This window comes from Brucella pecoris (assembly GCF_006376675.1).
Taxonomy (GTDB): domain Bacteria; phylum Pseudomonadota; class Alphaproteobacteria; order Rhizobiales; family Rhizobiaceae; genus Brucella; species Brucella pecoris.
The window spans coordinates 75,485-100,311 of sequence record NZ_VEWK01000004.1 but is presented as its reverse complement, the minus strand read 5'-3'; the positions used below and the strand labels follow the sequence as shown (position 1 = coordinate 100,311).

Here is a 24,827-nt window from a genome sequence, read left to right as displayed (position 1 = left end):
GCAGTTTTTCGAAACTGCCCCAACCTGAATTGAATACAAAATCCAAAGTTTGAAGATCAACGGAAGAAGAAACCATGGCCACCGAAATTCGCGTTCCCACGCTTGGGGAGTCCGTTACTGAGGCAACCATCGGAAAATGGTTCAAGAAGGTTGGCGATGCCGTCGCCGTCGATGAACCGCTGGTGGAACTGGAAACCGACAAGGTGACAGTGGAAGTTCCGGCTGCTGCTGCGGGCGTCCTGGCTGAAATCACGGCCAAGGAAGGCGACACGGTCGAAGTCAATGCGCTTCTCGGTCAGATTTCCGGCGATGGTTCTGCCGTCGCTGCGGCTCCGGCTGCAAAGAAGGAAGAAGCCAAGCCGGCTGCCGCCGCACCGGCTGCAGCACCAGTCGCCTCGGCTTCGTCAGGCCCGGCGATGCAGCCGGCTCCGGCAGCTTCCAAGCTGCTCGCTGAAAACAACCTCTCCGCCGATCAGGTCGAAGGTTCCGGCAAGCGCGGCCAGGTTCTCAAGGGCGACGTTCTTGATGCAATCGCCAAGGGCGTACCGGCTGCTCCGGCACCGGTCGCTGTCGCTGCTGCACGTCCGGCATCGTCGGCTGGGGACGCATCGCGTGAAGAACGCGTGAAGATGACCCGCCTGCGCCAGACGATCGCCAAGCGTCTGAAGGATGCCCAGAACACTGCCGCCATGCTGACGACCTATAACGAAGTCGACATGTCCGCGGTCATGGAACTGCGCACTAAGTACAAGGACGTCTTCGAGAAGAAGCATGGCGTGAAGCTTGGCTTCATGGGCTTCTTCACCAAGGCCGTGACCCATGCGCTGAAGGAAATTCCGGCTGTTAACGCCGAGATCGACGGCACCGACATCATCTACAAGAACTTCGCGCATGTCGGCATGGCCGTCGGCACGGACAAGGGTCTTGTGGTTCCGGTCATCCGTGATGCCGATCAGCTTTCGATTGCTGGCGTTGAAAAGGAACTGGGCCGTCTTGCCAAGGCAGCGCGTGACGGTACGCTTTCGGTCGCTGACATGCAGGGCGGCACGTTCACCATCACCAATGGCGGCGTGTACGGTTCGCTGATGTCGTCGCCGATCCTGAACGCTCCGCAGTCGGGTATCCTCGGCATGCACAAGATCCAGGAACGTCCGGTTGTCGTCGGCGGTCAGATCGTGATCCGTCCGATGATGTATCTTGCCCTGTCCTACGATCACCGCATCGTGGATGGCAAGGAAGCCGTGACTTTCCTCGTGCGCGTCAAGGAAAGCCTCGAAGATCCGGAACGTCTGGTTCTCGATCTCTAAGGACAAACGATGGAGCCGGGCATCTTCTCCGCATCCCCGTTTCTGCCGCTGGTCGGCTTGAGCGTCGTCCTGCTGGTGGTTCATATCCTCCTGCAGGGCTTTGCGGCGACAAAGGAACTCGGCTCTCAATGGAATGCCGGTCCGCGCGATGAGGGTTTGAAACCCTCCGGCAAATATGCCGGTCGCGCGGAGCGTGCCTCCGCCAATTTCCGCGAGACCTATCCGGCTTTCGTTGGGTTGGCGCTGGCGCTCGTGCTGAAAGGCGACCCGTCGGGATGGGGTATCCTCGGGGCGTGGCTCTGGTTTTTCGGCCGCATCGTCTATATCCCGCTTTATCTGGCGGGCATTCCCTATTTCCGGTCCTTCGTCTGGCTCATTAGTCTGGTGGGGCTCGGTATCATGCTTCTGGCTTTGGTTCTGTGATGACAGCCTGCGCGTGAAACACGTGCAATGAAGGAAACGCGATGCATCCCTATCTGTTCGAACTTGCATCCCTGATGGCGATCTTCGTCTTTGCCATTGTTTCCCCCGGCGCCGATCTCGCGATGGTCATCCGGCAATCGCTGCTGCACGGCCGTCGTGAGGCGATTATCACGAGCTTCGGCATCGGTGCGGCGCTCATGATGCATGTCACCTACACGGTTCTGGGTCTCGGGCTCATCATTTCCAAGTCGATCTATCTGTTCAATATCGTCAAATGGTGCGGTGTGGCCTATCTGGTCTATATCGGCATCAAGGCGTTGCGCGCTGGAACGACGAAGATCGATGTGGAAGCGGCACCGAAGGAACCGCGCAAGCCGCAGAGCTTTGCCAAGGCGTTCGGCCTCGGCTTTGCCGCCAATGCGCTCAATCCAAAAGCTGTGTTCTTCTTTCTGTCGATTTTTTCGACGGTCGTTCATGCTCATACGCCGACCGAGGTTAAGCTTGGCTATGGCGTTGTGATGGCGACCGCACTGATCTCATGGTTCGTCGGCGTCAGCCTTTTCATGACGACGCCGAAGATGCGCGCCGCCTTCTCGCGCGCCTCGAAATGGATCGATCGGACCAGCGGTGTTGTCTTCATCGCGCTGGGGCTTAAACTTGCCACCGAAAAGGCTATGTAAAAAGCAACAGGTTCAGTTTGGCTGAATCTCGATTCGCTGCCGGAAGCACTCAGCCGGAACATTCAGGGAGAACCGACAGATGCACGCTGCAAACAAGCTTTTCAGGACTGCCGCCGTTTCGGTGCTTGCGCTCACCGTGTTCTCAACCGCGGTTCAGGCGGCCTGCACGCAGAACCGGGCGATTTATCGCGATCGCGACGATGCTTACACGCTGACGTTTCGCCCGGAGCAGTCGAACGACCTGAAAATGTCTCCGGCACCGACGAATGAATTCACCATCACCGCCAATGACAAGCCCGATTTCAAGCTGAGCGGCATGGTGATCTGGCCGGAAGAAGGCGTGGCGCGTCCCTATGCGTTGCTGACCTTCAACTGCAAGGGCGACGGCTCCAACCCGGAAGATCTCGACGATTGCAGCATCTGGCAGAGCGTCATCTATGCGCTGAAGGAAGGTGCAGAGGCCGATGTTCTGCCCAAGGCGGAAGAACCGGCGGCGCAGGCGATCCTGCTGCCCGATCTGGTGACGGCGCTCGATGGTTATGATTTTGGAGCGGCAAAACCCGAAAAGCCGCTGCAGTGGGAAGCATTCCGTTTTCAGGGATGTTCACCAGACGAGGAATGATCGGTAGCCCGCAGGCACTGATTGCATGTGAATAATTTCGAATGAAGGAACGGGCCCGGATGGACGGGGCGTTCGAAAAACGTTCAGGACAGACTGAAGAAGGATAGTTCAATGTCATACGATGTGGTTGTCATCGGTACGGGCCCCGGCGGTTATGTCGCCGCGATCAAGGCTGCACAGCTTGGTCTTTCCGTTGCTGTTGTGGAGAAGCGCAAGACCTTCGGTGGCACCTGCCTGAATATCGGCTGCATTCCTTCCAAGGCGCTTCTGCATGCGTCGGAAGTTTTCGCCGAAGCCGGTCATTCCTTCGACACGCTCGGCGTGGAAGTGACGCCGAAGCTCAATCTGGGAAAGATGCTGGCGCACAAGGACACGACTGTTAAGGCCAATGTCACGGGCGTTGAATTCCTGTTCAAGAAGAACAAGATCACGGCTTTCATCGGCACTGGCAAGATCGTCGGCAAGGGCAAGGTTTCCGTGACCGCCGAAGACGGCAAGGTCGAGGAGATCGAGGCAAAGAACATCATCATTGCCACCGGTTCCGATGTCGCGGGCATTCCGGGCGTGAAGGTCGATATTGACGAGAAGGTCATCGTTTCCTCGACCGGCGCGCTTTCCTTCGACAAGGTTCCAGGCAGCCTGATCGTTGTCGGCGGCGGTGTGATCGGTCTGGAACTTGGTTCCGTCTGGGCGCGTCTTGGTGCGAAGGTCACGGTCGTCGAATATCTCGACAAGGTGCTCGGGCCCATGGATGGCGAAGTGTCGAAGCAGTTCCAGCGCCTGCTCGAAAAGCAGGGCATTGCCTTCAAGCTCGGCGCAAAGGTGACCGGCGTGGATAAGGCAGGCAAGGGCGCGAAGGTGACGTTCGAACCGGTGAAGGGCGGTGCGGCTGAAACGCTTGAAGCCGATGCAGTTCTTATCGCCACCGGTCGTCGTCCTTATACGGACGGCCTTGGCCTTCAGGAAGCGGGTATCGCTGTCGATGATCGCGGCCGCGTTGCGATCGACGATCACTGGCGTACTAACGTCGAAGGCATCTATGCCATCGGCGACGTGGTTCAGGGCCCGATGCTGGCGCACAAGGCTGAAGACGAAGGCATTGCTGTTGCCGAAATCATCGCCGGCCAAGCCGGTCACGTGAATTTCGACGTTATCCCGAGCGTCGTCTACACGCAGCCGGAAGTCGCCTCGGTCGGCAAGACAGAAGAAGAACTGAAGGCCGCTGGCATTGAATACAAGGTCGGCAAGTTCCCGTTCACGGCCAATGGTCGTGCACGTGCCATGCTCCACACCGACGGCTTTGTGAAAATCCTTGCCGACAAGGCGACTGACCGTGTTCTGGGCGCGCATATCCTCGGCTACAATGCCGGTGAAATGATCCACGAACTGGCTGTTCTGATGGAGTTTGGCGGTTCGTCGGAAGATCTGGCTCGCACCTGTCATGCCCATCCGACGATGTCGGAAGCCGTGCGCGAATCGGCCCTGGCGACCTTCGCCAAGCCAATCCATATGTAATCGGTTGCAACCATGTGACTATAAAAAGCCCCGCAAAAGCGGGGCTTTTTTGATATTTAATTCTGCGCTGGCGGGTTGGCCGGTGGAGCTGGAGCAGGAGCTGGCGTTGCAGGCTCGCTCTGTGTTGCTGGCGGCGCGGGCGGCGGCGCCGCAGTATCGGTTCCGCTGCCGTTTCGGTAGAAGAAATAACCAAGGATGATGATCGCAGCCAAAAGCACTGCGCCAAGCAGATAGCCGCTTCCGCCGCGGCTGGGTGGAGGTGGTGGCATTCCCGACTGGCCAGACGGGTCCGAAAGACGCGGATCGGATGCAGCGCGCGGATCACTGTTTCGCGGATCAAGGGGATCAACCATAACGGGTTCCTCCAGTGGTCCCTTCCATCATCAAGGTGATAGTTGGGAAGCGATGGTTGCCGGGTATCAGCGGTCATTCATGAGCCAGTATGCGCTCCGACCACTCCTCTACGTGTTGCCCTGCATTGCGATAACAAACCCGGTGTATATCAATGCGAAAAAGAGCGAATAGTTCCGAAGTGGCTAATATAAGAAGGAACATGGGCTAATCGCTGTGCCAGGGCGACAGGCGAAGGTGCTGTTAACCCGAGCGAAACTGCGCATCGCTATGTATATTCAATCATTGAAGCGGTCTGGTGATCGGAATTATGTTCGATCAACTGGCTATCCGGGCCTTATCACTGTAAAGCACTGATAAAGCGGATCGTTGCAAGCGAACAGAAACGACGCCGAAATTTGAGGAACGACTTAATGCCGTCGAAAGAAAACCTGAAAACCATCGAGCGCTTCGAAAAGCTCTCATCGCTTTTGCGCGATGAGCAGTTCAAGCTTCTGGATGAAGCCGCCAGGGACGAAGCGCTTCCGGGAAAATCCATACTGAGACAGATTGCCGAGCTCGAACTCAATATTACCGCTATTGAAAACAGCATCAGCGATCTGAAAGCCGGTTAGAAATATTCAGACATATACTTCTATAGCGGGGTCACCCGATAGCCTTTTGCACGTAGCAATTCGATTACACCGTCCTTGCCCGGCAGATGGAGTGCGCCGACAGCAATAAACGCATTTCCCGCGTCGATGATCGGAACGGCACGATCCGCCATGACATGATTACGGTCGGAAATGAGATATTTTAGAAATAGCTCGTAGTCCTCTTCGGAAAGGCTGTCTGGAACGATTTTTCGGAGCGACGGCATGATTAGGCCAATCTCGCCCTTGAGGTAGAGCGCAGTCGTGGTCTCCATGGCATCCTCGACCTTATCGCCATAGTCGACGGTAGCCACGAGATTGCGGAGATGGAAGTCAATCGGCATCCGGTTCATCGCCACCAGTTGTTCTGCAGCGCTTTCCAGCCCCAAAACATTGCGGCCCTCGGCCTGCGCGTCGAGAGCCAGCCGTTCATCAAGCGATTTCTCGCCCTCGCTTTTGCGTTCCCTCTCGCATTTTGGAAGTGCGAGCAGGCTGGTCAGCACCCATGGCTTCATTTTCGCAACTGCGTCGAGAACGATACCGCGTTCTGCAAGCTTCTGCTCGATCTCCGCGCGTCGCTCGGGTGGAATATGCGACTTCAGGGTGCTGCCGTCAGTGAAGAGCAGCAGGTCGGGCTGTTCGAGCTTGAGACGCAGGAAAGCCTTTGGGTCCAGAATATCCGTCGTTTCGATGACGACGGTGCTTGCTGACCGATAAGCCTCATTGGCAGCTTTCGGCAATGTCAGGACGCGCGGATCGGAAAGATGGATCGTGCCGAAAAGATAGGAGGGCTCGACGCCGTCTTTATCAACTTTCCAGAGAAGCCCTTTGCGATTGGGCACAGCGTCGGCTGCGCGCTGCAATTCCTCCCAGCTTGCCGGATCGTTCTTCTCCAGCCCGTCGATGAGATTGACGCCGTGCACAGCGCAAGTGGCAGGCACATCGTCGGCGCGGGCGGAAGTTGCGCCTGCCAGGCAGGCATAGAGAAGAACGAGGAGCAGCTTTTTCATGAGAGTAATATAGGTGCGGTTTTTGCCGGTGCGAGACAAATTTCAGGCCCGGGGGTGAGCTTTGTCGTAGACTTCCAGGAGCCGTTCGGTATCCACGCCAGTATAGACCTGTGTGGTTGAAAGGCTTGCATGGCCAAGCAGCTCTTGAATCGTTCTGAGGTCACCCCCCCGCCCCAGAAGATGGGTCGCGAAAGAATGGCGCAGCGCATGCGGTGTCGCGCTGTCGGGCAAGCCGAGGCCGGCGCGTAGTTTCTGCATTTCGCGCTGGATGATCGCGGCATGCAGCATGCCGCCCTTGGCACCGCGAAAAAGCGGCTTGTCGACGGAAAGATCGAATGGGCAAAGCGCCCGATATTGGGCGACGGCGCGATGCACGATGGGTAGCAACGGCACGAGGCGGGCTTTGTTGCCCTTACCTGTAATGGGGATCGAACGGGCGGTGCTGTCGGATAATGCATCCCCCATCAGACCGAGCGCTTCGGAAATGCGCAGACCGCAGCCGTAGAGCAAGGTCAGAACGGCGGCGTTGCGCGCGGCGATCCACGACTCCTCCGCCATCTGCCCGTCGGCGGCAACCACGCGCCGGGCGTCTTCGGCTGTCAGCGGCTTCGGCAGTGATTTCGGCTGACGTGGCGCGCGCATGGCGCTTACGCCCGCTGCATTGGCAAGACCGCGCTTTTCCAGATGGCGCAGAAGCGAGCGCACACCGGCAAGACCGCGCCCCAGCGTCCTGGCACCGACACCTTCATTGCGACGGCTGGCCAGAAAGGAACGCAGATCGGCAATGCGCAGATTGCCGACATCCTTTAGTGAAGGCGGTTCCCCCAGATGACCGGTCAGAAAATTGAGAAACTGGCGCGTATCGCGCTCGTAGGCTGCAAGCGTATTTTCCGACAGGCGGCGCGCATCTTTCAGCGTCTTCAGCCATTCTTCACGTGCGGCTGCAAGGTCGGCACGGGCAGGGATCAGAAATTCGCTGTTCGTCGTCATGGGGCAGCCGCTCGTTAGTTCTAGGTGTTCGTTGGGTCGCATTATCCCACGCAAAACCGCTTCGCGCTTCTTCTGGAAATGCTCCAGGCTCCCGGACAGTCTGCCAGTGATAGGTTACCGGCTGGTTGTTCGCGGGATGAAAAGCACTATTCTTACGAATTGACGTGAAAAGGGCTGACGAAAGGGTTATTGAACGAAAAATAGTCCTATCCGAGCAGCAGAAACAAGGTTGGCAATGCCGCGTCCAGAAAACCCGATCCAGCTCGCCGTCATCGGTGCCGCCCATGGCACGCGCGGCGAAGTGCGAGTGAAGACCTTTACCGGCGATCCGCTGGCTATCGCCGAATATGGTTTGCTCTATGATGAACAGGGCAAGAGCTATGAAGTTTTGGAAGCGCGCCCTGCCAAGACGGTTGTGGTGGTGCGCTTCAAGGGCATCAACGACCGCAATGCCGCCGAGGCACTGAACGGAACGGAACTTTTCATAGATCGTGCCCAGCTACCGGATGACGAACTGGATGAAGACGAATTCTTCCAGACCGACCTGATCGGCTTGCTGGCGGTGGATGCTGAAGGCAAGACCTATGGCGTGGTGAGCGCCCTATTCGATTTCGGTGGCGGTGACCTCATCGAACTCAGCGAAAAGGGCAAACGCCCGATGCTTATCCCTTTCACGGAAGCAGCCGTGCCGGAAATCGATCTGGACAAGGGCACGCTGCTGGTCGAGCCCTATGCTGCCGGATTGATCGCCGACGATGAGGATGAGCGTCCGCAAAATGAAAAGAAAAAGCCGAAGAAGTCATGACCGAAGTTTCCAAGGTCGATGACGAAGCTGATTTCTTTGAGCCGGGTTTCTTTCATGCATCCGTGCTGACGCTTTATCCTGAAATGTTTCCCGGACCGCTCGGTACCTCCCTTGCAGGCAAGGCGCTCGGCGAGGGCAAATGGCAGCTCGATGCGGTGCAGATTCGCGATTTTGCGGAAGGGCGGCACCGTATGGTGGACGATACGCCCTCCGGCGGCGGGGCTGGCATGGTGATGAAGCCCGATGTTGTTGCCCGTGCCCTGGATTCTGTTGCCGACGGTCGTCGTCCGATGCTGTTGATGAGTCCGCGCGGGAAGCCGCTGACGCAGACACGCGTGCGCGAGCTGGCCGACGGACCGGGTGCGATCATTCTTTGCGGCCGTTTCGAGGGCGTCGACGAGCGCGTTATCGAGGCGCGCAATCTCGAGGAAGTATCGATCGGCGATTACATCCTGTCAGGTGGAGAAACTGCCGCAATCGTTCTGCTGGACGCCATCGTGCGGCTTCTGCCGGGTGTGATGGGTAATCGAGAATCCGGCGAGACGGAAAGTTTCGAGACCGGGCTGCTCGAACATCCGCATTATACGCGCCCGCAGATTTGGGAGGGACGGTCGATTCCAGAAATCCTGACCTCCGGCAATCATGGCGCCATCGATAAATGGCGGCATGAGCAAGCCGAGCGGATTACGAAGGAACGGCGTCCCGATCTTTGGGAAGCCTATTGCGAGGGCAAACACAAATGAACCTGATCCAGCGGCTCGAAAGTCTGTCTCTCGCTTTGCTGGCATTGGGTGCTTATTGGGTCAGTGGTTCAAGCCGGTGGCTTTTCGCGATATTCATTCTGGCACCTGATCTTTCGTTCCTAGGCTATCTCAAAGGTCCGCGCACAGGTGCAGTTGTCTATAATGTAGCTCATAGCTGGATCGGCGTTGTACTTCTCGCAGTGCTGGGTTGGGCGATGAACTGGCAAATCTGCATCGCCATGGCACTGATCTGGGCTGTGCATATCGGTGTTGATCGGGCGCTTGGCTTCGGTCTCAAATATGGATCAGGGTTTCAGGATACGCATCTTGGCCGGATTGGCCGGTAAATGAAAAATGCCCGGCAGATGCCGGGCATTTTTGTTTGCTATTGTCAGGCAGAATGTTGATTTGCGGGTCTGCGAAGTTCTCTTTGCGATCTGCGGAGCACAAAATAGACGCCGCCGCCAATCGCTACACCGAAGAACCAGCCATAGGTTGCCCACCAGGACGGCAGGAGATTGGTGGTCATCGGCAGGATGGACGAGAACAATGCGCCGATTGCAAAGGCGATGAAAGCCTTGACGTGCCAGCCGTTCTGGAACCGGAATTCACCGTTTTCCTGATATAGATCGGCCACGTTCAGTTCGCCGCGACGGAGCAGGTAGTAGTCAACCATCATGATTCCGAAGATTGGACCCATGGTGGAGCCGAGGAAGTTGACGAAATGCGCGGCACCCGTTTCCCACGGTGCGAACGGGTAGAGAAGCAGTGCGATCAGCGCTGCAACGACTCCGCCCCGCTTGAACGAGACTTTCTGCGGGAATGTATTCGAGAAGTCGAACGCGGCCGAAACGAAATTCGCCACCACATTGATGCCGAGTGTTGCGACGGTAAAGGTCAGTGCAGCCAGAAGTGCGAGAAACCAGCTATCGAATTTTGCCGAAATCTGGTCAGGGTGCAGAAGAACTTCGCCGTAAACAGTGAAGGCTGCGGTGGTGGTGACGCCCGCAACAAGGCAGAAGGCCATGAGGTTGATCGGCAGCCCCCACAGGTTGCCGCGCCGCAGGGATGCTTCATCCTTGGCATAACGTGAGAAGTCGCAGAAGTTCAGATAGAGCGCCGCGAAATAGGTGATCCAGGTGGCCGCAACAGCCGCGAGCGCTGCAAAGGACCCTGGCTCGCCCATGACACCCGCATCCCTCGTTTTCTCAAGCAGTACATCGCGCGGGATTTCGCTGCCGAAGGAGAAGGTGCCTGCTTTAATGACCAGATAAACAGCCAGGATAAGCATCATGATCCAGACGGCCGGGCCGGCCCAATCCTGAAACTTGCGTACGGTTTCCATGCCACGCTGGATGATGAGAAGCTGGGCCGCCCAAACCAGGACGTAGCAGATAACTTCCAGCGTCGAGTGGCCGAGAAGATGGCTGTTCTGGTGAAAGGACAGCATGCTCTCGTTGCGGATAAGCAGCGCGACGAGTGCGCCGGAGGCTGCGGCTGTCTGTGCGCCATACCAGAAACAGGCGACGACGCCGCGTACGAGTGCAGGAAAATTGGCTCCGAATGTGCCGAAAGATGCACGCGCCAGTACCGGGAAAGGTACGCCGGTTCGCACACCTGCATTGCCGACCAGGCTCATCAGGAAAAAGATGACCAGTGATCCCGCGCCGATGGCCAGAACAAAGTTCAGGAAGCTGCCGCACAGGAGAAACAGGCTTGCGGCAAGATAATAGCCCCAGAGACTATGAACGTCTGATGTCCAGACGTTGAAAATACTGAATGCGCCCCATTTACGCTCTTCGGCTGGTGCCAAATCCTCATTATACAATGAGGGTGATGGATTCTTGATTGTCATAGTGTCCCCATTTTAGCATTGTCTTTTAAAGTTGTTTACAATTGATGTTATATTGTTAACAATAACTCTGGCACAGTCTCACGCTGTTGGCTACGAAAATTTATGACAGGGCGTGACAAATCCTCCGAGATGCTGTATTGGCCCGTCAGTTCGGGAAAACCGACATTGTAATATCTCGTTCGGGCAAAGCCCGCGACGTCCGTAAACCAATAGATGGTGTACCGCTCCTGCCTGGTATTACAGGCATAGTCGCAAGGCCAAGGATTGCTTGGCGGCAAGTGCAGGGCGCTCTGACTGTTTGAGAAGAACAAAGAAGGAGTCAGACGATGACCGATATCATTCGTCAGCTTGAAGCCGAACAGGCAGCAAAGATCGAAGAAAAGCGCAAGCTTCCAGATTTCCAGCCGGGCGACACGGTTCGCGTTCAGGTTCGCGTTACCGAAGGTACGCGTACCCGTGTGCAGGCCTATGAAGGCGTGTGCATTGCCCGTTCCGGCGCCGGCCTCAACGAAAATTTCACCGTTCGCAAGATTTCTTACGGCGAAGGCGTAGAGCGCGTATTCCCGGTTTACTCGCCGATCGTTGAAGGCGTTGAGCTGGTTCGCCGCGGCAAGGTTCGTCGCGCCAAGCTTTACTACCTGCGTGGCCTTACCGGTAAGGCTGCTCGTATTGCTGAAAAGAAAGACAACCGTACCAAGGCTGAGCGCGAAGCCGACAAGGCTGCCGCTGCCAAGGCCGAAGGTGCCAAGGCTGCCGCTGAATAAGCTTCAGGGCATTCTGTTTGAAAAAGGCGGCCTTTGGGTCGCCTTTTTTATTTGCAAAAGCCAAAAGCCTGCGTAACATATCGCATAATTCTGCCAATATTCCGCAAGATTGTTACTGCGACACCCTGTTGCGGTTTGTGTTTCTTGACGAATTGCGGCGGCGGGTGCATATGACAGCCAAAGTTAAGAACTATTCAAAGGAACTCTCGCAATGAGCGCGCCGCGTACACTTTATGACAAGATTTGGGACGACCATGTAGTGGATCAGCAGGACGATGGTACCTGCCTCCTTTATATTGATCGCCATCTTGTGCACGAAGTGACGAGCCCGCAGGCTTTCGAAGGCTTGCGCATGGCGGGCCGCAAGGTGCGCCATCCTGAAAAGACGCTGGCCGTGGTCGATCACAACGTGCCGACCTCGAAAGATCGCGTCAACGGCATCAAGAACGAGGAAAGCCGCATTCAGGTTGAGGCTCTGGCCAAGAATGCCGCGGATTTCAACGTCGAATATTATTCCGAACGTGATCGCCGTCAGGGTGTTGTGCACATCGTCGGACCAGAGCAGGGTTTCACCCTGCCGGGCATGACCATCGTTTGTGGCGACAGCCATACCTCGACGCATGGCGCTTTCGGCTCGCTTGCGCACGGTATCGGTACGTCGGAAGTCGAGCATGTGCTTGCAACGCAGACACTGATCCAGAAAAAAGCCAAGAACATGCTGGTGCGTGTTGAGGGCGAATTGGCTGCAGGCGTCACCGCCAAGGACATCACGCTTGCCATCATCGGCGAAATCGGCACCGCAGGTGGCACCGGTTACGTGATCGAATATGCAGGCAGCGCCATTCGCTCCCTGTCGATGGAAGGTCGTATGACCGTCTGCAACATGTCGATCGAAGGCGGCGCACGCGCTGGCCTGATTGCACCGGACGAAACGACTTTCGCCTATGTGCAGGACAAGCCACGCGCACCGAAGGGTGAAGCGCTGGAACAGGCGGTTTCCTACTGGAAGACGCTGCATTCGGACGAGGGCGCACATTTCGACAAGATCGTCGAACTGGACGCCGCCAAGATTTCGCCAGTCGTTTCCTGGGGCTCATCGCCTGAAGACGTCGTATTCGTCACTGACATCGTTCCTAACCCGGACGAGATCAAGGACGAAACCAAGCGTGCCTCGAAGTGGCGCGCGCTCGACTATATGGGCTTGAAGCCGGGCACCAAGATGACCGACATCAAGATCGACCGCGTCTTCATCGGCTCTTGCACCAATGGCCGCATCGAAGATTTGCGCGACGCCGCACGCATGGCTGAAGGCAAGAAGGTTGCTGCTGGCGTCAATGCCATGATCGTGCCGGGTTCTGGTCTGGTGAAGGAACAGGCGGAAGCCGAAGGTCTCGACAAGATCTTCATCGAAGCCGGTTTCGACTGGCGCGAGCCGGGCTGCTCCATGTGCCTTGCCATGAACGATGATCGCCTGAAGCCGGGTGAACGTTGCGCTTCGACCTCCAACCGCAATTTTGAAGGTCGTCAGGGCTTCAAGGGCCGCACGCATCTCGTGTCGCCAGCCATGGCTGCCGCTGCGGCGATTGCCGGACATTTCGTCGACATTCGCGAGTGGAACTGAGGTTTCAGATCGGGAAACAACTGCATGAGGCATTTCTGAAATGCTTCCCGAAAGATCAGACCGCCGCTTCATGCCGGCGGTTTTTCTTTGGCTGTATATTAGCAGCTTTTTCACGCTTTGATTGTAGGAGGAAACAGGGTGGCTGGCGCCGGAGGCCTTGGAGTGCCGGCACGAGGAAGAGCATTGATGAATGGGGCCGACTTTATCCTCCTGATCAACATGACCGTTTCCGGTCTGTTTGCTCTCGCATTCCTCGGCATCGCCGTTTATGCGCGGGATAATGCGGCAGCGCCTGTCTTTGCCTTCGGCTTCATCTTTGCCATGCTCTACTTCCTGACAGAGCTTGCCATGCCTTCCATTCCCAATCCCCGTCTCGGTTATATGCTCGCCTTCACAACCTATTACCTGACATTGTCCTGTCTGGTCGTCGGTCTGGCTCGAATGTATGTCCGACCGGTGCCGTGGATTGCGCTCGGCTTGCTGACCATTACGTCCCTTGCCGTGGTCTACGGCATATATGACATTGCCCGCAGCCAGATGATCGGCATGCTGCTTTATCAGACGCCCTACTTCCTCATGCTCATGCTTGCGGTGTGGGTGATCCTGCGGGTGGATCGCAACGACATCGACACCTTGATGGCGGTGCTGTTCGGCATCAGCGCCGTGCATTTTTTGTTCAAGCCCGTCGTCGCCGCGCTGTCGGGAGGCACAGGTGCTGAACCGGCTGACTATATCGATACGACCTATGCGATGTTCTCGCAGTCGATGGGGGCTGCTCTTTCCGTTGCGGGCGGATTGCTTCTGCTTTTGAGCCTGATGCGGGAGCTGATCACCAATATGCTGATCCGCTCGGAAACGGACCAGCTTTCGGCGCTGCTCAACCGACGCGGCTTCGAGTTTCGTGCGGAAGCTGCAATCGAAAAATCGAAACGCATGCGACAGGCCCTGTCGCTTGTTCTGTGCGACATCGATCACTTCAAGGTCATCAACGACACGCATGGTCATGCGCTGGGCGATCGCGTCATTGCCGTTTTCTCTGCCGAACTGCGTAAGGCGGCCAGCGCCAAGGGTGGGATTGCCGCGCGCATAGGCGGTGAGGAATTCGCGGTCATCCTGCCGGGAAACACGATTCAATCCGCATGGCGATTTGCCGACAAGGCCCGGCTTGCCTGCCATGATATCCATATCCCCGGCAAGAACGGGGAGGCCGAATTCACTGTGAGCTTCGGGGTCGCGGAAATGGAATTCGACGATGTGTTTTCCGATCTCTACAAACGCGCAGATGGTGCGCTGTATGAAGCGAAAAAGGGCGGGCGCAACTGTGTCCGCACCGCCTTGCCGATACTGGTCGACGAAAACGTTCTGGAATTCCGCTCAATGACCGGGCGTTGAACGAAGCCTATTGATAGCTGCAGCCTGCATGGTCGAGAACCGGCGTTTCTCCACGATCGATCCCATACATGAAAGAGCGCCCATGTCGTACGACTGCACTTTCGCAATCGCTATTGGGTTTGGCGACGATATAGGCGACGGCGCGATCCCGCGGTGCGGAAATCACTTTGATGCGCTGTGGCGAATGGAAGGCTGTCTTCTGCGCCGCTCCGACCCGAATGATCTTCGCGCCATTATCTGGCATCTGAATGACAATATTTCCCGACGCATCGAAAGAGCGTATCGCGTTGTCGGCCAGTGCAGGACGGGTCAGTGCGGGACCGGCCAGCGCAAGAGCGCCGACGACAGCCAAGCCAAACATCGTCCGTTTGCGGTTTGCCATCGTTGATCGAGCCTCACCATGCATGATCCCAAAGAGAATGGTGGTCATCTTAACTCTTTCTTTACCTTTGTCATCCGTGCTGGCTAAAATCGAACCGGTCTTCCCGTGCGCTACTGCTTCGCAAGCTGCACGTGGGAGAGCTGGAAACGCCAAGGAACGTCCAATGACCAAAGATCATGCCGTCGATATTGCGCTCCTCCATCTGCGTGATGCCCACGAATTCGCACCGCTGCTGGCAAGCTATGCGCAGGCGCTGAAGCGCGGTGCCCCACGTCGCCCCGACGATTTTTATGCCGAGCATCTGCTTCAGGATCGCGCTGCTGAAACTCTGGGGGCCAGGGTTGACGGCAATTTGGTCGGTTTCGTGATCTTCTACGATCTGCCCGAGCCGGTGACGGGGCTGCGTGCGGGGCAAGTGGATCATATCTATGTGCATCACGATCATCGCGGTAAAGGCATAGCCAAGGCGTTGATCGACGTGCTTGCCGACAAGGCTGAAGAACGCAGTTGGTCCAAGCTGGTGCTCAATGCGCCGCGCGTGCCGGAAGACGGGCGCAAGCTCTATGAACAGATTGCCACGGCAGCCGACTGGTCGAGCTACGTGATTCGATTCGGTAATTAATCATTCTCCCAAAAGTGGATGAAATTACACATGTTTTTGCCGATTGCGGTCTTCAATCGTTTGAATGCCGCAATCACGCGAATGTGTCGCCCAGGTGCGACCAATTGTTAGTCTTTTCGTGAAAAAGCTTCTTTGACGTGATGGTAAAAGCGCAGTAGAAAGCGCCACATAGGGCCGTACGCCACGGTCCAGCCATATTTTACTGGGTCGTACCGGCGCGGGATCGTAAAGTCCGGTTCCCTGCGCTTTGGACGACGTCGAACCAGGGTTCGGGAGAATCCGCAACCTGGCTGCTTCGCTGATCGTCGTCAGCGGGGTGTGGCCGGGGAGAAACGTCAGGGAAGCCTACAGAGCCATGACACAACCGACTGTAACGCGCCAGCGTCCTTTGTCGCCGCACCTGTCCATCTACAAGCCGGTCATTACGATGACGATGTCCATCGTCCATCGCATCACAGGCGGCGCACTTTACTTCGGCACTTTGCTGCTGGCGGCCTGGTTGATCTCGGCTGCAGTCAGCGAAGAGTGCTTCAATTTCGTCAATGCATTGTTCTCGTCCTGGATCGGTCGCCTGATCCTGTTCGGCTATACTTGGGCGCTTCTGCACCATCTGGCCGGTGGCGTTCGTCACCTGATCTGGGATACGGGTGCGGGTCTTGAAAAGCACACGGCTTCGAAGATCGCCTGGACGACCGTCGTTTTCTCCGTCATCGCCACGATCCTCGTCTGGGTCGTTGCCTATTCGGTGCGCTAAGGGGAGCAGGTTTCATGAACGGTATGAACAATGATATGCGCACCCCGCTCGGCAAGGTCCGGGGTCTGGGATCGGCCAAGGAAGGCACTGGTCATTTCTGGTATCAGCGCTTGAGCGCGGTCGCTCTGGTGCCGCTGGTCATGTTTTTCATCGGTCTGGTCATTTCGCTCAATGGCGCAAGCTATGCGGAAGTCCGGGCTGCTCTCTCGCATCCCATTACAGCCATTGTCATGGCGCTGTTCGTTCTGACGGGCGTCTATCACATGCGTCTGGGTATGCAGGTCATTATCGAAGATTATGTGCATGGCGAAGGCATGAAGGTCGTGCTGGCAATGCTGAACACCTTCTTTACGGCGGTGGTTGGCTTTGCCTGCGTTTTCGCGATCCTCAAGCTGAGCTTCGGAGGTTGATAGCCCGATGGCTAGTGCAGTAAACAACGCGGCTGATGCCGCTGTGGCAAGCAAATATACCTATGTCGATCACAAGTTCGACGTGGTGGTGGTTGGAGCCGGTGGCGCGGGCTTACGCGCAACGCTCGGCATGGCCGAACAGGGCCTGAAGACGGCTTGCATCACCAAGGTTTTCCCAACCCGTTCGCACACGGTTGCAGCACAGGGCGGCATCGCCGCTTCGCTCAAGAATATGGGTCCGGATAGCTGGCAGTGGCATATGTACGATACCGTCAAGGGATCGGACTGGCTCGGCGACACCGATGCGATGGAATATCTGGCGCGTGAAGCGCCTGCCGCCGTCTACGAACTGGAACATTACGGTGTGCCTTTCTCGCGTACGGAAGAAGGCAAGATCTACCAGCGCCCGTTCGGCGGCCACATGCAGAACTTCGGTGACGGCCCTCCGGTTCAGCGCACCTGTGCTGCTGCCGACCGTACCGGCCACGCGATCCTGCATACGCTCTACGGCCAGTCGCTGAAGAACAACGCGCAGTTCTTCATCGAATATTTCGCGCTCGACCTCATCATGACCGACGGTGTGTGCACCGGCGTCGTGGCGTGGAACCTCGATGACGGCACGATCCATCGCTTCTCCGCCAAGATGGTGGTTCTGGCGACGGGCGGTTATGGCCGTTCCTATTTCTCGGCTACGTCTGCTCACACCTGCACCGGCGACGGTGGCGGCATGGCTGCACGCGCTGGCCTTCCGCTTCAGGATATGGAATTCGTTCAGTTCCACCCGACCGGCATTTATGGTGCGGGCTGCCTGATCACCGAGGGCGCACGAGGCGAAGGCGGTTATCTGGTCAATTCCGAGGGCGAACGCTTCATGGAGCGTTATGCGCCATCGGCCAAGGATCTTGCTTCGCGTGACGTGGTCTCGCGCTGCATGACCATGGAAATCCGCGCCGGTCGCGGCGTTGGCAAGAACAAGGACCACATCTACCTGCATCTCGACCATCTTGATCCGGCTGTTCTGCATGAACGCCTGCCGGGCATCTCTGAGTCGGCCAAGATTTTTGCGGGCGTCGATGTGACCAAGGAACCGATCCCGGTTCTACCGACCGTTCACTACAATATGGGCGGCATCCCGACCAATTACTGGGGCGAGGTGCTGAATCCCACCGAAGCTGATCCGGACCGTGTACAGCCGGGCCTGATGGCTGTCGGTGAAGCGGGCTGTGCTTCAGTGCACGGTGCCAACCGTCTCGGTTCCAACTCGCTGATCGATCTGGTGGTGTTCGGCCGTGCGGCTGCGATCCGTGCCGGTGAGGTTATCGATCGCAATACAAAGGTTCCAGACCTCGACATCGCTGCCTGCGACAAGATCATGGAACGCTTCGACCGCCTGCGTTTTGCCAATGGTTCCCAGCCGACGGCAGAACTGCGCGAGAAGATGCAACGTACCATGCAGGAAGACGCTGCCGTGTTCCGCACGTCGGAATCGCTCAAGCAGGGCGTCGAGCGCATGGAAAAGCTCTGGCATGAACTGCCGGATATCAAGGTCACCGACCGTTCGATGATCTGGAACTCCGATCTGGTCGAAACGCTCGAGCTGGAAAACCTGATGGCCAATGCGCTGACGACGGTTGTTTCGGCCGAAGCGCGTCACGAAAGCCGCGGCGCCCATGCGCATGAGGATTTCCCGGACCGTAACGATGCCGAGTGGCGCAAGCACACGCTGTCCTGGCTGTCGCCGGACGGCAAGGTCAAGCTTGACTACCGCCCTGTCCACCTCGATCCGTTGACGACGGAAGAGGAGGGCGGCATCAGCCTCGCCAAGATTGCGCCGAAGAAGCGCGTTTACTGATTAAGGGAAAGAGCAATGGTTGAACTCGCACTTCCCAAGAATTCGCGCCCGCAAGAGGGCAAGACCTGGCCGCGCCCTGATGGCGCCAAGCGGGTTACCGAATTCCGTATCTATCGTTGGTCGCCGGACGACGACGCCAATCCGAGCATCGATACCTATTATGTCGATCGTGACGATTGCGGTCCGATGGTCCTGGATGGTCTGCTCTATATCAAGAACAAGATCGATCCGACGCTGACGCTGCGCCGGTCGTGCCGTGAAGGTATTTGCGGTTCCTGTGCCATGAATATCGATGGCGCGAACACGCTGGCCTGCACCAAGGGCATGGACGACATCAAGGGCGCCATCAAGGTCTATCCGTTGCCGCACATGCCGGTGGTGAAGGATCTTGTACCGGACCTCACCAATTTTTACGCCCAGCACCGTTCCATCGAGCCTTGGCTCAAGACGGTTTCGCCGGAGCCTCAGAAGGAATGGCTGCAGAGCCATGACGACCGCCAGAAGCTCGACGGCCTTTATGAATGCATTCTGTGCGCCTGCTGCTCGACCTCGTGCCCGAGCTACTGGTGGAACGGCGACCGTTATCTCGGACCTGCCGTTCTGCTTCAGGCCTATCGCTGGCTGATCGATTCCAGAGATGAAGCCAAGGGTGAACGCCTCGACAATCTTGAGGACCCGTTCCGGCTCTATCGCTGCCACACGATCATGAATTGCGCGCAGACCTGCCCGAAGGGGCTGAACCCTGCCAAGGCAATTGCCGAGATCAAGAAGATGATGGTCGAGCGCCGCGTGTAATCGCGATATCGCCACTTTTTGCGATCCCCGTCGGCCTATACGGCTTCAGCGCCGCTTGTGCCGAGATCAAGGATAAAAAGGGGAAGGTGGTAACCTTTCCCTTTTTCTTTGTCTGAGAGCCTGTTCCAAAAGTCGCCACGCCGGTCTGCAAATGGCGCTTTTCTGCGTTCCGGTGCTCATGTACGTTCGGTGCATTGCGCTCCGGTACTCGAAAATCACCATTTTCGCCTCGGCCTGCCGCTTTTTGATTCAGGCTCTGAACCCTGGTTGTCTTCGCAGAAGGCTTGATCTTTGTAGCGACACCGATATCTCATTGGAGAACAGGTCCATTGGAGACAGGGCAATCATGCTCGATCACATCGGTTTCAATATTTCCAGCATGCCCAAGTCGCGGACTTTCTACGATGCGGCACTGGCCCCGCTCGGCATAAGCCGCGCCATGGAGTTCGGCGACTGGGTGGGTTACGGTCGCAACGGCAAGCCGGAATTCTGGATCGGCAAGCAGAAAGGCGCCAAACTCGACGGTGTGCTTCATGTCGCTTTTTCGGCTGGAACCCGCTCCGAAGTCGATCGCTTTTACGAAGCAGCCATCGCCGCTGGCGGCGCAGACAACGGCAAGCCGGGCCTTCGTACGAATTATCATCCCGATTATTATGCCGCCTTCGTGACCGATCCGGACGGTCACAATATCGAGGCTGTCTGCCACTTGCCCGAGTAAAAAGCGGGCTTGCGCCCGCTTATCTTTTCAGTTGGTCAATTTGCTCAGACTAGTTTTGCATCCAGTGTCACTTCAATCGCGCCGAGTGCTTTCGAGAGCGGGCAGGACTGCTTGGCCTTGTTGGCGAGCGCTTCAAAATCTTCGACCGAGATACCGGGGATCGTGGCATTGAGCGTGAGCGCACTGCGGCTGATTTCAAAGCCACCGCCTGCTGCGGGGCCGACGGTGACTGCCGCAGTGGCTTCCAGTTTTTCCGGTGGCGTTCCGTGTTCCGTCAGAAGTGCGGAAAGCTGCATGGCGAAGCAGCCTGCGTGAGCGGCGCCGAGAAGTTCTTCTGGATTGGTGCCGGAGCGACCGCTTTCGTCCTGAAAGCGTGCCTTGAAATCGTAAGGCAGATCCTTCAGTGCACCACTTTGCGTGTTAAGGGTGCCTTTGCCTTCCTTCAGCGTGCCTTGCCAGACGGCGGTTGCTTTTCTGTCCATGGGAAGCTCTCCTCTCGGTTTGGATTTCCGTTTCCGATATAGGGCACTTGACCGTGGCTTCCAGCAATCAGCCAGAACGCAGCCAGAATTCAGATCGCCTGTCCTTTTAACAGGCGTGGCGTATCGCCGGAAAGACCGGCTGCCTGTTTGATGAAGAAGGATTTCAGCGCCGGCACCCGGTCGACGAGTCCCAGACCGATATCGCGGATCGAGCGGACCGCCGGATGGTCGTTGGAGAAAAGCCTCGTCAGGATATCCGTCGTCACCCCCATCTGTACGGTGTCGAAGCGACGCCAGGACTGGTAACGTTCCAGAGCGGCAAATGATCCGATGTCGAGGCCGAGCCGGTCTGTTTCGACCACGACTTCCGCAATCGCTGCCGCATCTCGGAAACCCAGATTGAGACCCTGCCCGGCAATGGGATGGATGCGGTGCGCCGCATCGCCCACCAGAACGAAGCGCGGCTTCACGAATTCCCGCGCCAGCGTCAGTCCGAGCGGAAAGGCGCGGCGAGGTCCTTCGACATGCAGGGCACCCAGACGATGACCGAAACGCTGTTCCAGTTCCGCTTCGAACACGAAGTCGTCTTCGCGAATGAGGCGTTCGGCATCTGCTGTGCGCTCGGTCCAGACCAGGGAACTGCGATTGCCCTTCAACGGAAGGATCGCAAATGGACCGGCTGGAAGAAAATGCTCATCGGCCCGACCGCCATGCGGCAGTTCATGGGCAACATTGCACACGATACCCGACTGGCCGTAATCCCAGTTAACTGTCTTGATGCCAGCCAGATCGCGCAGGCGGGAACGTGCGCCGTCAGCCGCAATCAGCAGGCGCGTTTCAAGCGTATCGCCGTTGGAGAGCGTGACGGTCATCCCCTCGGGAAGAGTGTTGAAATTCTCCACGCTGGTGGCTTCAAGGAAGGTGATTCCGAGCGCTTCAGCCTTGTTGTGCAGGGCGGTGTTGAGGACGCGGTTTTCGACCATATGGGCAAAGGGTTCACCGGGTTCGACTTCGCCTTCGAAAGTGAGGAATACCGGACGCACGGGATCGGAGGTACGCGAATCGGTGATGACCATTTCCGTAATCGGTTGGGCGTCGGGAAGGATTTCCTGCCAGCAACCAAGTTTGTCGAGCATGCGTGAAGCGGCTGCAGCAATGGAGGAAGCGCGCGGGTCATTCTTCCAGGCGCCAGCCGGTGCGCCGTCAATCACGGTGACGGAAAGGTGTGGCGCTGCTGATTTGATCGCAACTGCCGTGACGAGCCCGACATAGCCGCCGCCTGCAATCACTACATCGTTACTGCGTGCTGCTTCCTGCTTCTTCCGGGCGGCCATTGTCATTTCCTTTCGAGAATCCATCTCACGAGCGCTGTTTTGGCATATATCGTTGTCCAAGAAACCCGATATTTTGCCGCGGTGCATATCGAAACGCGAGCTGTCGAAGCGAAGTATCCGGGCTTCTGCCAATACAGCTTTTCCCGCGCGCTTCTTGACAGGTTCCAATGCTCCGGCTCAAACAAGAAACCCAAGCATATATATGGTTGCAGGAGACAGGCTGTCCATGACTGATCAAGAAAAGCCCGCAGATGCTCAAACCGACGCAATGCGCGAGCTTCTTTCCATCCTCGATCTGGAAACGCTGGAGGTGGATTTGTTCCGCGGTAACAGTCCGCAGGTCGGCTGGCAGCGGGTTTTCGGCGGACAGGTGATCGGACAGGCGCTCATTGCGGCGCAGCGCACCGTCGAGCCTGAACGGGACGTCCACTCCCTGCATGCTTATTTCGTGCGGCCCGGCGATCCGTCGATCCCGATTGTCTATGAGGTGGATCGTATCCGTGACGGATCGAGCTTCAGCACCCGGCGCGTTCTGGCAAAGCAGCACGGCAAGGCGATTTTCTCCCTCTCGGCTTCGTTTCAGGTGGATGAGGGTGGACTTGATCACCAGCTTCCCATGCCGGAAGGATTGCCGATGCCTGAACAGCTTGTCGGTGATCGTGACATCAAGGAACAATATCTCCATATGGCGCCGCCCAATGTGCGCAAATATTGGGAGCAGGAACGGCCGATCGAAATCAAGCCGGTGTCGCTGACCCATTATTTCTCGCGTGAGAAGCTCGAGCCTGTCCAGCATGTCTGGGTCAGGGCGCGCGGCATTGTGCCGGATGATCGGGCCATGCAGGCCGCCATTCTCGCTTATCTCTCGGATATGACGTTGCTCGATACGTCCCTGCATCCGCATGGCCGCACGATTTTCGACCGTGATCTGCAGGTTGCAAGCCTTGATCACGCCATGTGGTTCCACCGCCCCTGCAGGCTCGATGACTGGCTGCTCTACACGCAGGATACGCCGAGTGCCTCCGGCGCGCGCGGTTTCAACCGGGGTGCGCTTTATACGCGTGACGGCGTGCTGATCGCATCGGTCGCGCAGGAAGGCCTGATCCGCGTTCATGACGAGAAGAAATGATTATTATTTAACCATGCTTAAAGTGCATGATTAAATATAAGGCATTTCACGATACGCAAGCGGATGTGTGTGGTGCAAAAGCCGAATTGAATAATCGCTTAAGCCGCCATTCCGCCATGAATTGCGCTGGTGGCATCTCTTCCACGGGGCTGCATTCGGGCCGCTGGCAGGCGGAATATCAGAAAATTTGAACTTAATTTGCCTGCTTTGGCCAACTGGCATGAATTTTGTTTGTCTCTGTTTGAACCGGTCTTTTCAGCGCAGCCGCGTTTGAAACCGCCCTTCGACGGAGATATTCGATGCTGATAACAGGAAGAAACAAGCAAACGGCCCTTCTGGCTACCCTGCCTGCGCTCGTCGCCATGGCCGGGACGGCAATGGCACAGGACGCCGCACCGACACCAACCCTCGATACGGGCGATACGGCGTGGATGCTGACTTCAACCGCGCTTGTGTTGATGATGACCATACCGGGTCTCGCGCTGTTCTATGGCGGCATGGTGCGCAAGAAGAACGTGCTGTCCACGGTGATGCAGAGCTTTGCGATTACCTGTCTGATGTCCATTTTGTGGATGGTTGCAGGTTATTCGCTCGCCTTCACCGATGGCGGCTCTCTCAATTCTTATATTGGCGGGCTTTCAAAAGCCTTCTTCTCCGGCGTCACGATGGAATCGCTGACGGGAACCATTCCCGAATATGTGTTCATCACCTTCCAGATGACCTTTGCCGTCATCACGCCCGCACTCATCGCCGGTTCGTTCGCCGAGCGCATGAAATTCTCCTCCATGCTGGTCTTCCTGACACTTTGGCTGTTCATCGTCTATATCCCGGTCGCACATTGGGTCTGGGGCGGCGGCTTCATGGCGTCGGATGGCGTGCTTGATTTTGCCGGCGGTACGGTTGTCCATATCAACGCTGGTGTCGCCGGTCTGGTTGCGGCCCTCATCATCGGCAAACGCGATGGTTACGGCCATACCAACATGGCACCGCACAATCTCGTACTCTCGGTCATTGGTGCTGCCCTTCTGTGGGTGGGCTGGTTCGGCTTCAATGCGGGTTCTGCTGCTGGCGCCAATGCACTTGCTGGCGTCGCCATGCTCAACACCCAGGTTGCGACCGCCGGTGCCGCGCTTGCCTGGATGTTCATTGAATGGGCGGTTGCCGGCAAGCCAAGCGTGCTCGGTATCATTTCAGGCGCCGTTGCGGGTCTCGTTGCTGTCACGCCCGCCGCTGGTTTCGTCAATCCGATGGGTGCGCTCATCATCGGCATCGTTGCCGGTGCGGTCTGCTACCTGGCGGCCGTGAAGATCAAGCATGCGCTTGGTTATGACGATTCGCTTGATGCATTCGGTGTCCATGGTGTCGGCGGTTTCGTCGGTGCGGTGCTGACCGGTCTTTTTGCTGATGCGGCAATCAACCCGGCCGGGGAAGGTGCGACCATCGGCAAGCAGTTCTTTGGCGCTGCCATCACGATTGTCTATACGGCTATCGCCACTGCGATCATTCTTTATGTGGTCAAGGCCATCATGGGTCTGCGACCCAGCAAGCAGGCTGAGATTGAAGGTCTCGACATCGCTTTGCACGGCGAATCCGTTCAATAGAGCGGGATTGTCTCAAGAGGAAAAAGGCGCGGGAAACC

The 24,827-nt window shown here is 57.2% G+C and carries 27 protein-coding genes; 20 read left to right on the top strand and 7 right to left on the bottom strand.

Features of this window, described 5'->3' with window-relative positions:
• The first annotated feature begins 74 nt into the window (after window positions 1–74).
• From odhB to lpdA, 5 genes are all read left to right on the top strand, one after another.
• Window positions 75–1,307: a 2-oxoglutarate dehydrogenase complex dihydrolipoyllysine-residue succinyltransferase gene (gene odhB / locus FIB18_RS09430; protein ID WP_140020467.1), complete on the top strand. Its 1,233-nt coding sequence runs from the start codon at window positions 75–77 to the stop codon at window positions 1,305–1,307.
• A gap of 9 nt (window positions 1,308–1,316) precedes the next feature.
• Complete coding sequence (locus tag FIB18_RS09425; protein ID WP_140020466.1) at window positions 1,317–1,730, top strand: MAPEG family protein; 414 nt, start codon at window positions 1,317–1,319, stop codon at window positions 1,728–1,730.
• Between the two features lie 41 nt (window positions 1,731–1,771).
• Window positions 1,772–2,410 (top strand): LysE family translocator, encoded by a 639-nt coding sequence (locus FIB18_RS09420; RefSeq protein WP_140020465.1) that lies wholly within the window; start codon window positions 1,772–1,774, stop codon window positions 2,408–2,410.
• 79 nt (window positions 2,411–2,489) lie between these two features.
• Window positions 2,490–3,032 carry a hypothetical protein gene (locus tag FIB18_RS09415; RefSeq protein WP_140020464.1) on the top strand — a complete coding sequence of 181 codons (543 nt, stop codon included), beginning with the start codon at window positions 2,490–2,492 and terminating at the stop codon, window positions 3,030–3,032.
• Window positions 3,033–3,143: 111 nt separating this feature from the next.
• The gene (lpdA, locus tag FIB18_RS09410; RefSeq protein WP_140020463.1) at window positions 3,144–4,547 is read left to right on the top strand and encodes a dihydrolipoyl dehydrogenase; all 1,404 of its coding nucleotides are present in this window, start codon (window positions 3,144–3,146) and stop codon (window positions 4,545–4,547) included.
• Between the two features lie 56 nt (window positions 4,548–4,603).
• Here the strand turns inward: lpdA and FIB18_RS09405 are convergent, their stop codons facing one another.
• The gene (locus tag FIB18_RS09405; protein ID WP_140020462.1) at window positions 4,604–4,900 is read right to left on the bottom strand and encodes a hypothetical protein; all 297 of its coding nucleotides are present in this window, start codon (window positions 4,898–4,900) and stop codon (window positions 4,604–4,606) included.
• A 411-nt stretch (window positions 4,901–5,311) separates the two neighbouring features.
• On the opposite strand from FIB18_RS09405, the gene FIB18_RS09400 reads away from it, so the two are divergent.
• Window positions 5,312–5,512: a hypothetical protein gene (locus FIB18_RS09400; protein WP_140020461.1), complete on the top strand. Its 201-nt coding sequence runs from the start codon at window positions 5,312–5,314 to the stop codon at window positions 5,510–5,512.
• 20 nt (window positions 5,513–5,532) lie between these two features.
• On the opposite strand, the gene FIB18_RS09395 is transcribed toward FIB18_RS09400, so the two are convergent.
• Together FIB18_RS09395 and FIB18_RS09390 are read right to left on the bottom strand one after the other, a co-directional pair.
• Window positions 5,533–6,540: a TraB/GumN family protein gene (locus FIB18_RS09395; RefSeq protein WP_140020460.1), complete on the bottom strand. Its 1,008-nt coding sequence runs from the start codon at window positions 6,538–6,540 to the stop codon at window positions 5,533–5,535.
• A 42-nt stretch (window positions 6,541–6,582) separates the two neighbouring features.
• Window positions 6,583–7,530, bottom strand: a complete 948-nt coding sequence (locus FIB18_RS09390; protein WP_140020459.1) for a tyrosine recombinase XerC — start codon at window positions 7,528–7,530, stop codon at window positions 6,583–6,585.
• Between the two features lie 235 nt (window positions 7,531–7,765).
• Between FIB18_RS09390 and rimM the strand changes: the two genes are divergently transcribed.
• The 3 genes from rimM to FIB18_RS09375 are packed head-to-tail and all read left to right on the top strand — an operon-like array spanning window position 7,766 to window position 9,425.
• Window positions 7,766–8,335 (top strand): ribosome maturation factor RimM, encoded by a 570-nt coding sequence (gene rimM / locus FIB18_RS09385; RefSeq protein ID WP_140020458.1) that lies wholly within the window; start codon window positions 7,766–7,768, stop codon window positions 8,333–8,335.
• On the top strand, window positions 8,332–9,078 hold the full coding sequence (gene trmD / locus FIB18_RS09380) for a tRNA (guanosine(37)-N1)-methyltransferase TrmD (protein WP_140020457.1): 747 nt from the start codon (window positions 8,332–8,334) through the stop codon (window positions 9,076–9,078). Before rimM ends, trmD begins: the two co-directional genes overlap by 4 nt.
• Complete coding sequence (locus FIB18_RS09375) at window positions 9,075–9,425, top strand: DUF4260 domain-containing protein (RefSeq protein ID WP_140020456.1); 351 nt, start codon at window positions 9,075–9,077, stop codon at window positions 9,423–9,425. The genes trmD and FIB18_RS09375 overlap by 4 nt, the downstream gene beginning before the upstream one ends.
• 44 nt (window positions 9,426–9,469) lie before the next feature.
• Here the strand turns inward: FIB18_RS09375 and FIB18_RS09370 are convergent, their stop codons facing one another.
• On the bottom strand, window positions 9,470–10,933 hold the full coding sequence (locus FIB18_RS09370; protein ID WP_140020455.1) for an NCS1 family nucleobase:cation symporter-1: 1,464 nt from the start codon (window positions 10,931–10,933) through the stop codon (window positions 9,470–9,472).
• Between the two features lie 326 nt (window positions 10,934–11,259).
• Here FIB18_RS09370 and rplS point away from each other — a divergent pair, with 326 nt between their 5' ends.
• From rplS to FIB18_RS09350, 3 genes are all read left to right on the top strand, one after another.
• Complete coding sequence (gene rplS / locus FIB18_RS09365) at window positions 11,260–11,697, top strand: 50S ribosomal protein L19 (RefSeq protein ID WP_140020454.1); 438 nt, start codon at window positions 11,260–11,262, stop codon at window positions 11,695–11,697.
• A 211-nt stretch (window positions 11,698–11,908) separates the two neighbouring features.
• Window positions 11,909–13,318, top strand: a complete 1,410-nt coding sequence (leuC, locus tag FIB18_RS09355; protein ID WP_140020452.1) for a 3-isopropylmalate dehydratase large subunit — start codon at window positions 11,909–11,911, stop codon at window positions 13,316–13,318.
• 186 nt (window positions 13,319–13,504) lie between these two features.
• Entirely contained in the window at window positions 13,505–14,710 is a 1,206-nt protein-coding gene (locus FIB18_RS09350) for a GGDEF domain-containing protein (RefSeq protein ID WP_140020451.1), read from the top strand.
• A 7-nt stretch (window positions 14,711–14,717) separates the two neighbouring features.
• Here the strand turns inward: FIB18_RS09350 and FIB18_RS09345 are convergent, their stop codons facing one another.
• Window positions 14,718–15,140 (bottom strand): hypothetical protein, encoded by a 423-nt coding sequence (locus FIB18_RS09345; RefSeq protein WP_235894865.1) that lies wholly within the window; start codon window positions 15,138–15,140, stop codon window positions 14,718–14,720.
• A gap of 115 nt (window positions 15,141–15,255) precedes the next feature.
• Between FIB18_RS09345 and FIB18_RS09340 the strand changes: the two genes are divergently transcribed.
• The 6 genes from FIB18_RS09340 to FIB18_RS09310 all read left to right on the top strand — a co-directional run bounded on the left by FIB18_RS09340 (window position 15,256) and on the right by FIB18_RS09310 (window position 20,243).
• The gene (locus tag FIB18_RS09340; protein ID WP_006470954.1) at window positions 15,256–15,714 is read left to right on the top strand and encodes a GNAT family N-acetyltransferase; all 459 of its coding nucleotides are present in this window, start codon (window positions 15,256–15,258) and stop codon (window positions 15,712–15,714) included.
• Window positions 15,715–16,069: 355 nt separating this feature from the next.
• Complete coding sequence (gene sdhC / locus FIB18_RS09330; protein ID WP_140020450.1) at window positions 16,070–16,468, top strand: succinate dehydrogenase, cytochrome b556 subunit; 399 nt, start codon at window positions 16,070–16,072, stop codon at window positions 16,466–16,468.
• 14 nt (window positions 16,469–16,482) lie between these two features.
• On the top strand, window positions 16,483–16,878 hold the full coding sequence (gene sdhD / locus FIB18_RS09325) for a succinate dehydrogenase, hydrophobic membrane anchor protein (RefSeq protein ID WP_140020449.1): 396 nt from the start codon (window positions 16,483–16,485) through the stop codon (window positions 16,876–16,878).
• A 7-nt stretch (window positions 16,879–16,885) separates the two neighbouring features.
• On the top strand, window positions 16,886–18,730 hold the full coding sequence (gene sdhA / locus FIB18_RS09320) for a succinate dehydrogenase flavoprotein subunit (protein ID WP_140020448.1): 1,845 nt from the start codon (window positions 16,886–16,888) through the stop codon (window positions 18,728–18,730).
• 15 nt (window positions 18,731–18,745) lie between these two features.
• On the top strand, window positions 18,746–19,525 hold the full coding sequence (locus FIB18_RS09315) for a succinate dehydrogenase iron-sulfur subunit (RefSeq protein ID WP_140020447.1): 780 nt from the start codon (window positions 18,746–18,748) through the stop codon (window positions 19,523–19,525).
• Between the two features lie 346 nt (window positions 19,526–19,871).
• Window positions 19,872–20,243 (top strand): VOC family protein, encoded by a 372-nt coding sequence (locus FIB18_RS09310; protein WP_140020446.1) that lies wholly within the window; start codon window positions 19,872–19,874, stop codon window positions 20,241–20,243.
• A 44-nt stretch (window positions 20,244–20,287) separates the two neighbouring features.
• Here FIB18_RS09310 and FIB18_RS09305 read toward each other — a convergent pair whose 3' ends face one another.
• Window positions 20,288–20,725, bottom strand: a complete 438-nt coding sequence (locus FIB18_RS09305; protein WP_140020445.1) for an OsmC family protein — start codon at window positions 20,723–20,725, stop codon at window positions 20,288–20,290.
• An 89-nt stretch (window positions 20,726–20,814) separates the two neighbouring features.
• Window positions 20,815–22,059, bottom strand: coding sequence for a ubiquinone biosynthesis hydroxylase (locus tag FIB18_RS09300; RefSeq protein WP_140020444.1), 1,245 nt, complete (start codon window positions 22,057–22,059; stop codon window positions 20,815–20,817).
• A 226-nt stretch (window positions 22,060–22,285) separates the two neighbouring features.
• On the opposite strand from FIB18_RS09300, the gene tesB reads away from it, so the two are divergent.
• Window positions 22,286–23,188, top strand: coding sequence for an acyl-CoA thioesterase II (gene tesB / locus FIB18_RS09295; protein ID WP_140020443.1), 903 nt, complete (start codon window positions 22,286–22,288; stop codon window positions 23,186–23,188).
• A gap of 299 nt (window positions 23,189–23,487) precedes the next feature.
• Window positions 23,488–24,789 (top strand): ammonium transporter, encoded by a 1,302-nt coding sequence (locus FIB18_RS09285; protein WP_140020441.1) that lies wholly within the window; start codon window positions 23,488–23,490, stop codon window positions 24,787–24,789.
• The last annotated feature ends 38 nt before the right edge of the window (window positions 24,790–24,827 follow it).

What these genes read in the sequence shown, in the direction of transcription:
- tesB (WP_140020443.1), top strand. Translation starts at nt 22,286, where the DNA reads ATGACTGATCAAGAAAAGCCCGCAGATGCTCAAACCGACGCAATGCGC.
- FIB18_RS09310 (WP_140020446.1), top strand. Translation starts at nt 19,872, where the DNA reads ATGCTCGATCACATCGGTTTCAATATTTCCAGCATGCCCAAGTCGCGG.
- FIB18_RS09415 (WP_140020464.1), top strand. Translation starts at nt 2,490, where the DNA reads ATGCACGCTGCAAACAAGCTTTTCAGGACTGCCGCCGTTTCGGTGCTT.
- FIB18_RS09420 (WP_140020465.1), top strand. Translation starts at nt 1,772, where the DNA reads ATGCATCCCTATCTGTTCGAACTTGCATCCCTGATGGCGATCTTCGTC.
- FIB18_RS09370 (WP_140020455.1), bottom strand. Translation starts at nt 10,933, where the DNA reads ATGACAATCAAGAATCCATCACCCTCATTGTATAATGAGGATTTGGCA.
- FIB18_RS09400 (WP_140020461.1), top strand. Translation starts at nt 5,312, where the DNA reads ATGCCGTCGAAAGAAAACCTGAAAACCATCGAGCGCTTCGAAAAGCTC.
- sdhC (WP_140020450.1), top strand. Translation starts at nt 16,070, where the DNA reads ATGACACAACCGACTGTAACGCGCCAGCGTCCTTTGTCGCCGCACCTG.
- FIB18_RS09300 (WP_140020444.1), bottom strand. Translation starts at nt 22,059, where the DNA reads ATGGCCGCCCGGAAGAAGCAGGAAGCAGCACGCAGTAACGATGTAGTG.
- FIB18_RS09350 (WP_140020451.1), top strand. Translation starts at nt 13,505, where the DNA reads ATGAATGGGGCCGACTTTATCCTCCTGATCAACATGACCGTTTCCGGT.
- sdhA (WP_140020448.1), top strand. Translation starts at nt 16,886, where the DNA reads ATGGCTAGTGCAGTAAACAACGCGGCTGATGCCGCTGTGGCAAGCAAA.
- FIB18_RS09425 (WP_140020466.1), top strand. Translation starts at nt 1,317, where the DNA reads ATGGAGCCGGGCATCTTCTCCGCATCCCCGTTTCTGCCGCTGGTCGGC.
- FIB18_RS09315 (WP_140020447.1), top strand. Translation starts at nt 18,746, where the DNA reads ATGGTTGAACTCGCACTTCCCAAGAATTCGCGCCCGCAAGAGGGCAAG.
- FIB18_RS09305 (WP_140020445.1), bottom strand. Translation starts at nt 20,725, where the DNA reads ATGGACAGAAAAGCAACCGCCGTCTGGCAAGGCACGCTGAAGGAAGGC.
- leuC (WP_140020452.1), top strand. Translation starts at nt 11,909, where the DNA reads ATGAGCGCGCCGCGTACACTTTATGACAAGATTTGGGACGACCATGTA.
- FIB18_RS09390 (WP_140020459.1), bottom strand. Translation starts at nt 7,530, where the DNA reads ATGACGACGAACAGCGAATTTCTGATCCCTGCCCGTGCCGACCTTGCA.
- FIB18_RS09375 (WP_140020456.1), top strand. Translation starts at nt 9,075, where the DNA reads ATGAACCTGATCCAGCGGCTCGAAAGTCTGTCTCTCGCTTTGCTGGCA.
- FIB18_RS09405 (WP_140020462.1), bottom strand. Translation starts at nt 4,900, where the DNA reads ATGGTTGATCCCCTTGATCCGCGAAACAGTGATCCGCGCGCTGCATCC.
- lpdA (WP_140020463.1), top strand. Translation starts at nt 3,144, where the DNA reads ATGTCATACGATGTGGTTGTCATCGGTACGGGCCCCGGCGGTTATGTC.
- FIB18_RS09340 (WP_006470954.1), top strand. Translation starts at nt 15,256, where the DNA reads ATGACCAAAGATCATGCCGTCGATATTGCGCTCCTCCATCTGCGTGAT.
- rimM (WP_140020458.1), top strand. Translation starts at nt 7,766, where the DNA reads ATGCCGCGTCCAGAAAACCCGATCCAGCTCGCCGTCATCGGTGCCGCC.
- FIB18_RS09345 (WP_235894865.1), bottom strand. Translation starts at nt 15,140, where the DNA reads ATGACCACCATTCTCTTTGGGATCATGCATGGTGAGGCTCGATCAACG.
- sdhD (WP_140020449.1), top strand. Translation starts at nt 16,483, where the DNA reads ATGAACGGTATGAACAATGATATGCGCACCCCGCTCGGCAAGGTCCGG.
- rplS (WP_140020454.1), top strand. Translation starts at nt 11,260, where the DNA reads ATGACCGATATCATTCGTCAGCTTGAAGCCGAACAGGCAGCAAAGATC.
- FIB18_RS09285 (WP_140020441.1), top strand. Translation starts at nt 23,488, where the DNA reads ATGCTGATAACAGGAAGAAACAAGCAAACGGCCCTTCTGGCTACCCTG.
- trmD (WP_140020457.1), top strand. Translation starts at nt 8,332, where the DNA reads ATGACCGAAGTTTCCAAGGTCGATGACGAAGCTGATTTCTTTGAGCCG.
- FIB18_RS09395 (WP_140020460.1), bottom strand. Translation starts at nt 6,540, where the DNA reads ATGAAAAAGCTGCTCCTCGTTCTTCTCTATGCCTGCCTGGCAGGCGCA.
- odhB (WP_140020467.1), top strand. Translation starts at nt 75, where the DNA reads ATGGCCACCGAAATTCGCGTTCCCACGCTTGGGGAGTCCGTTACTGAG.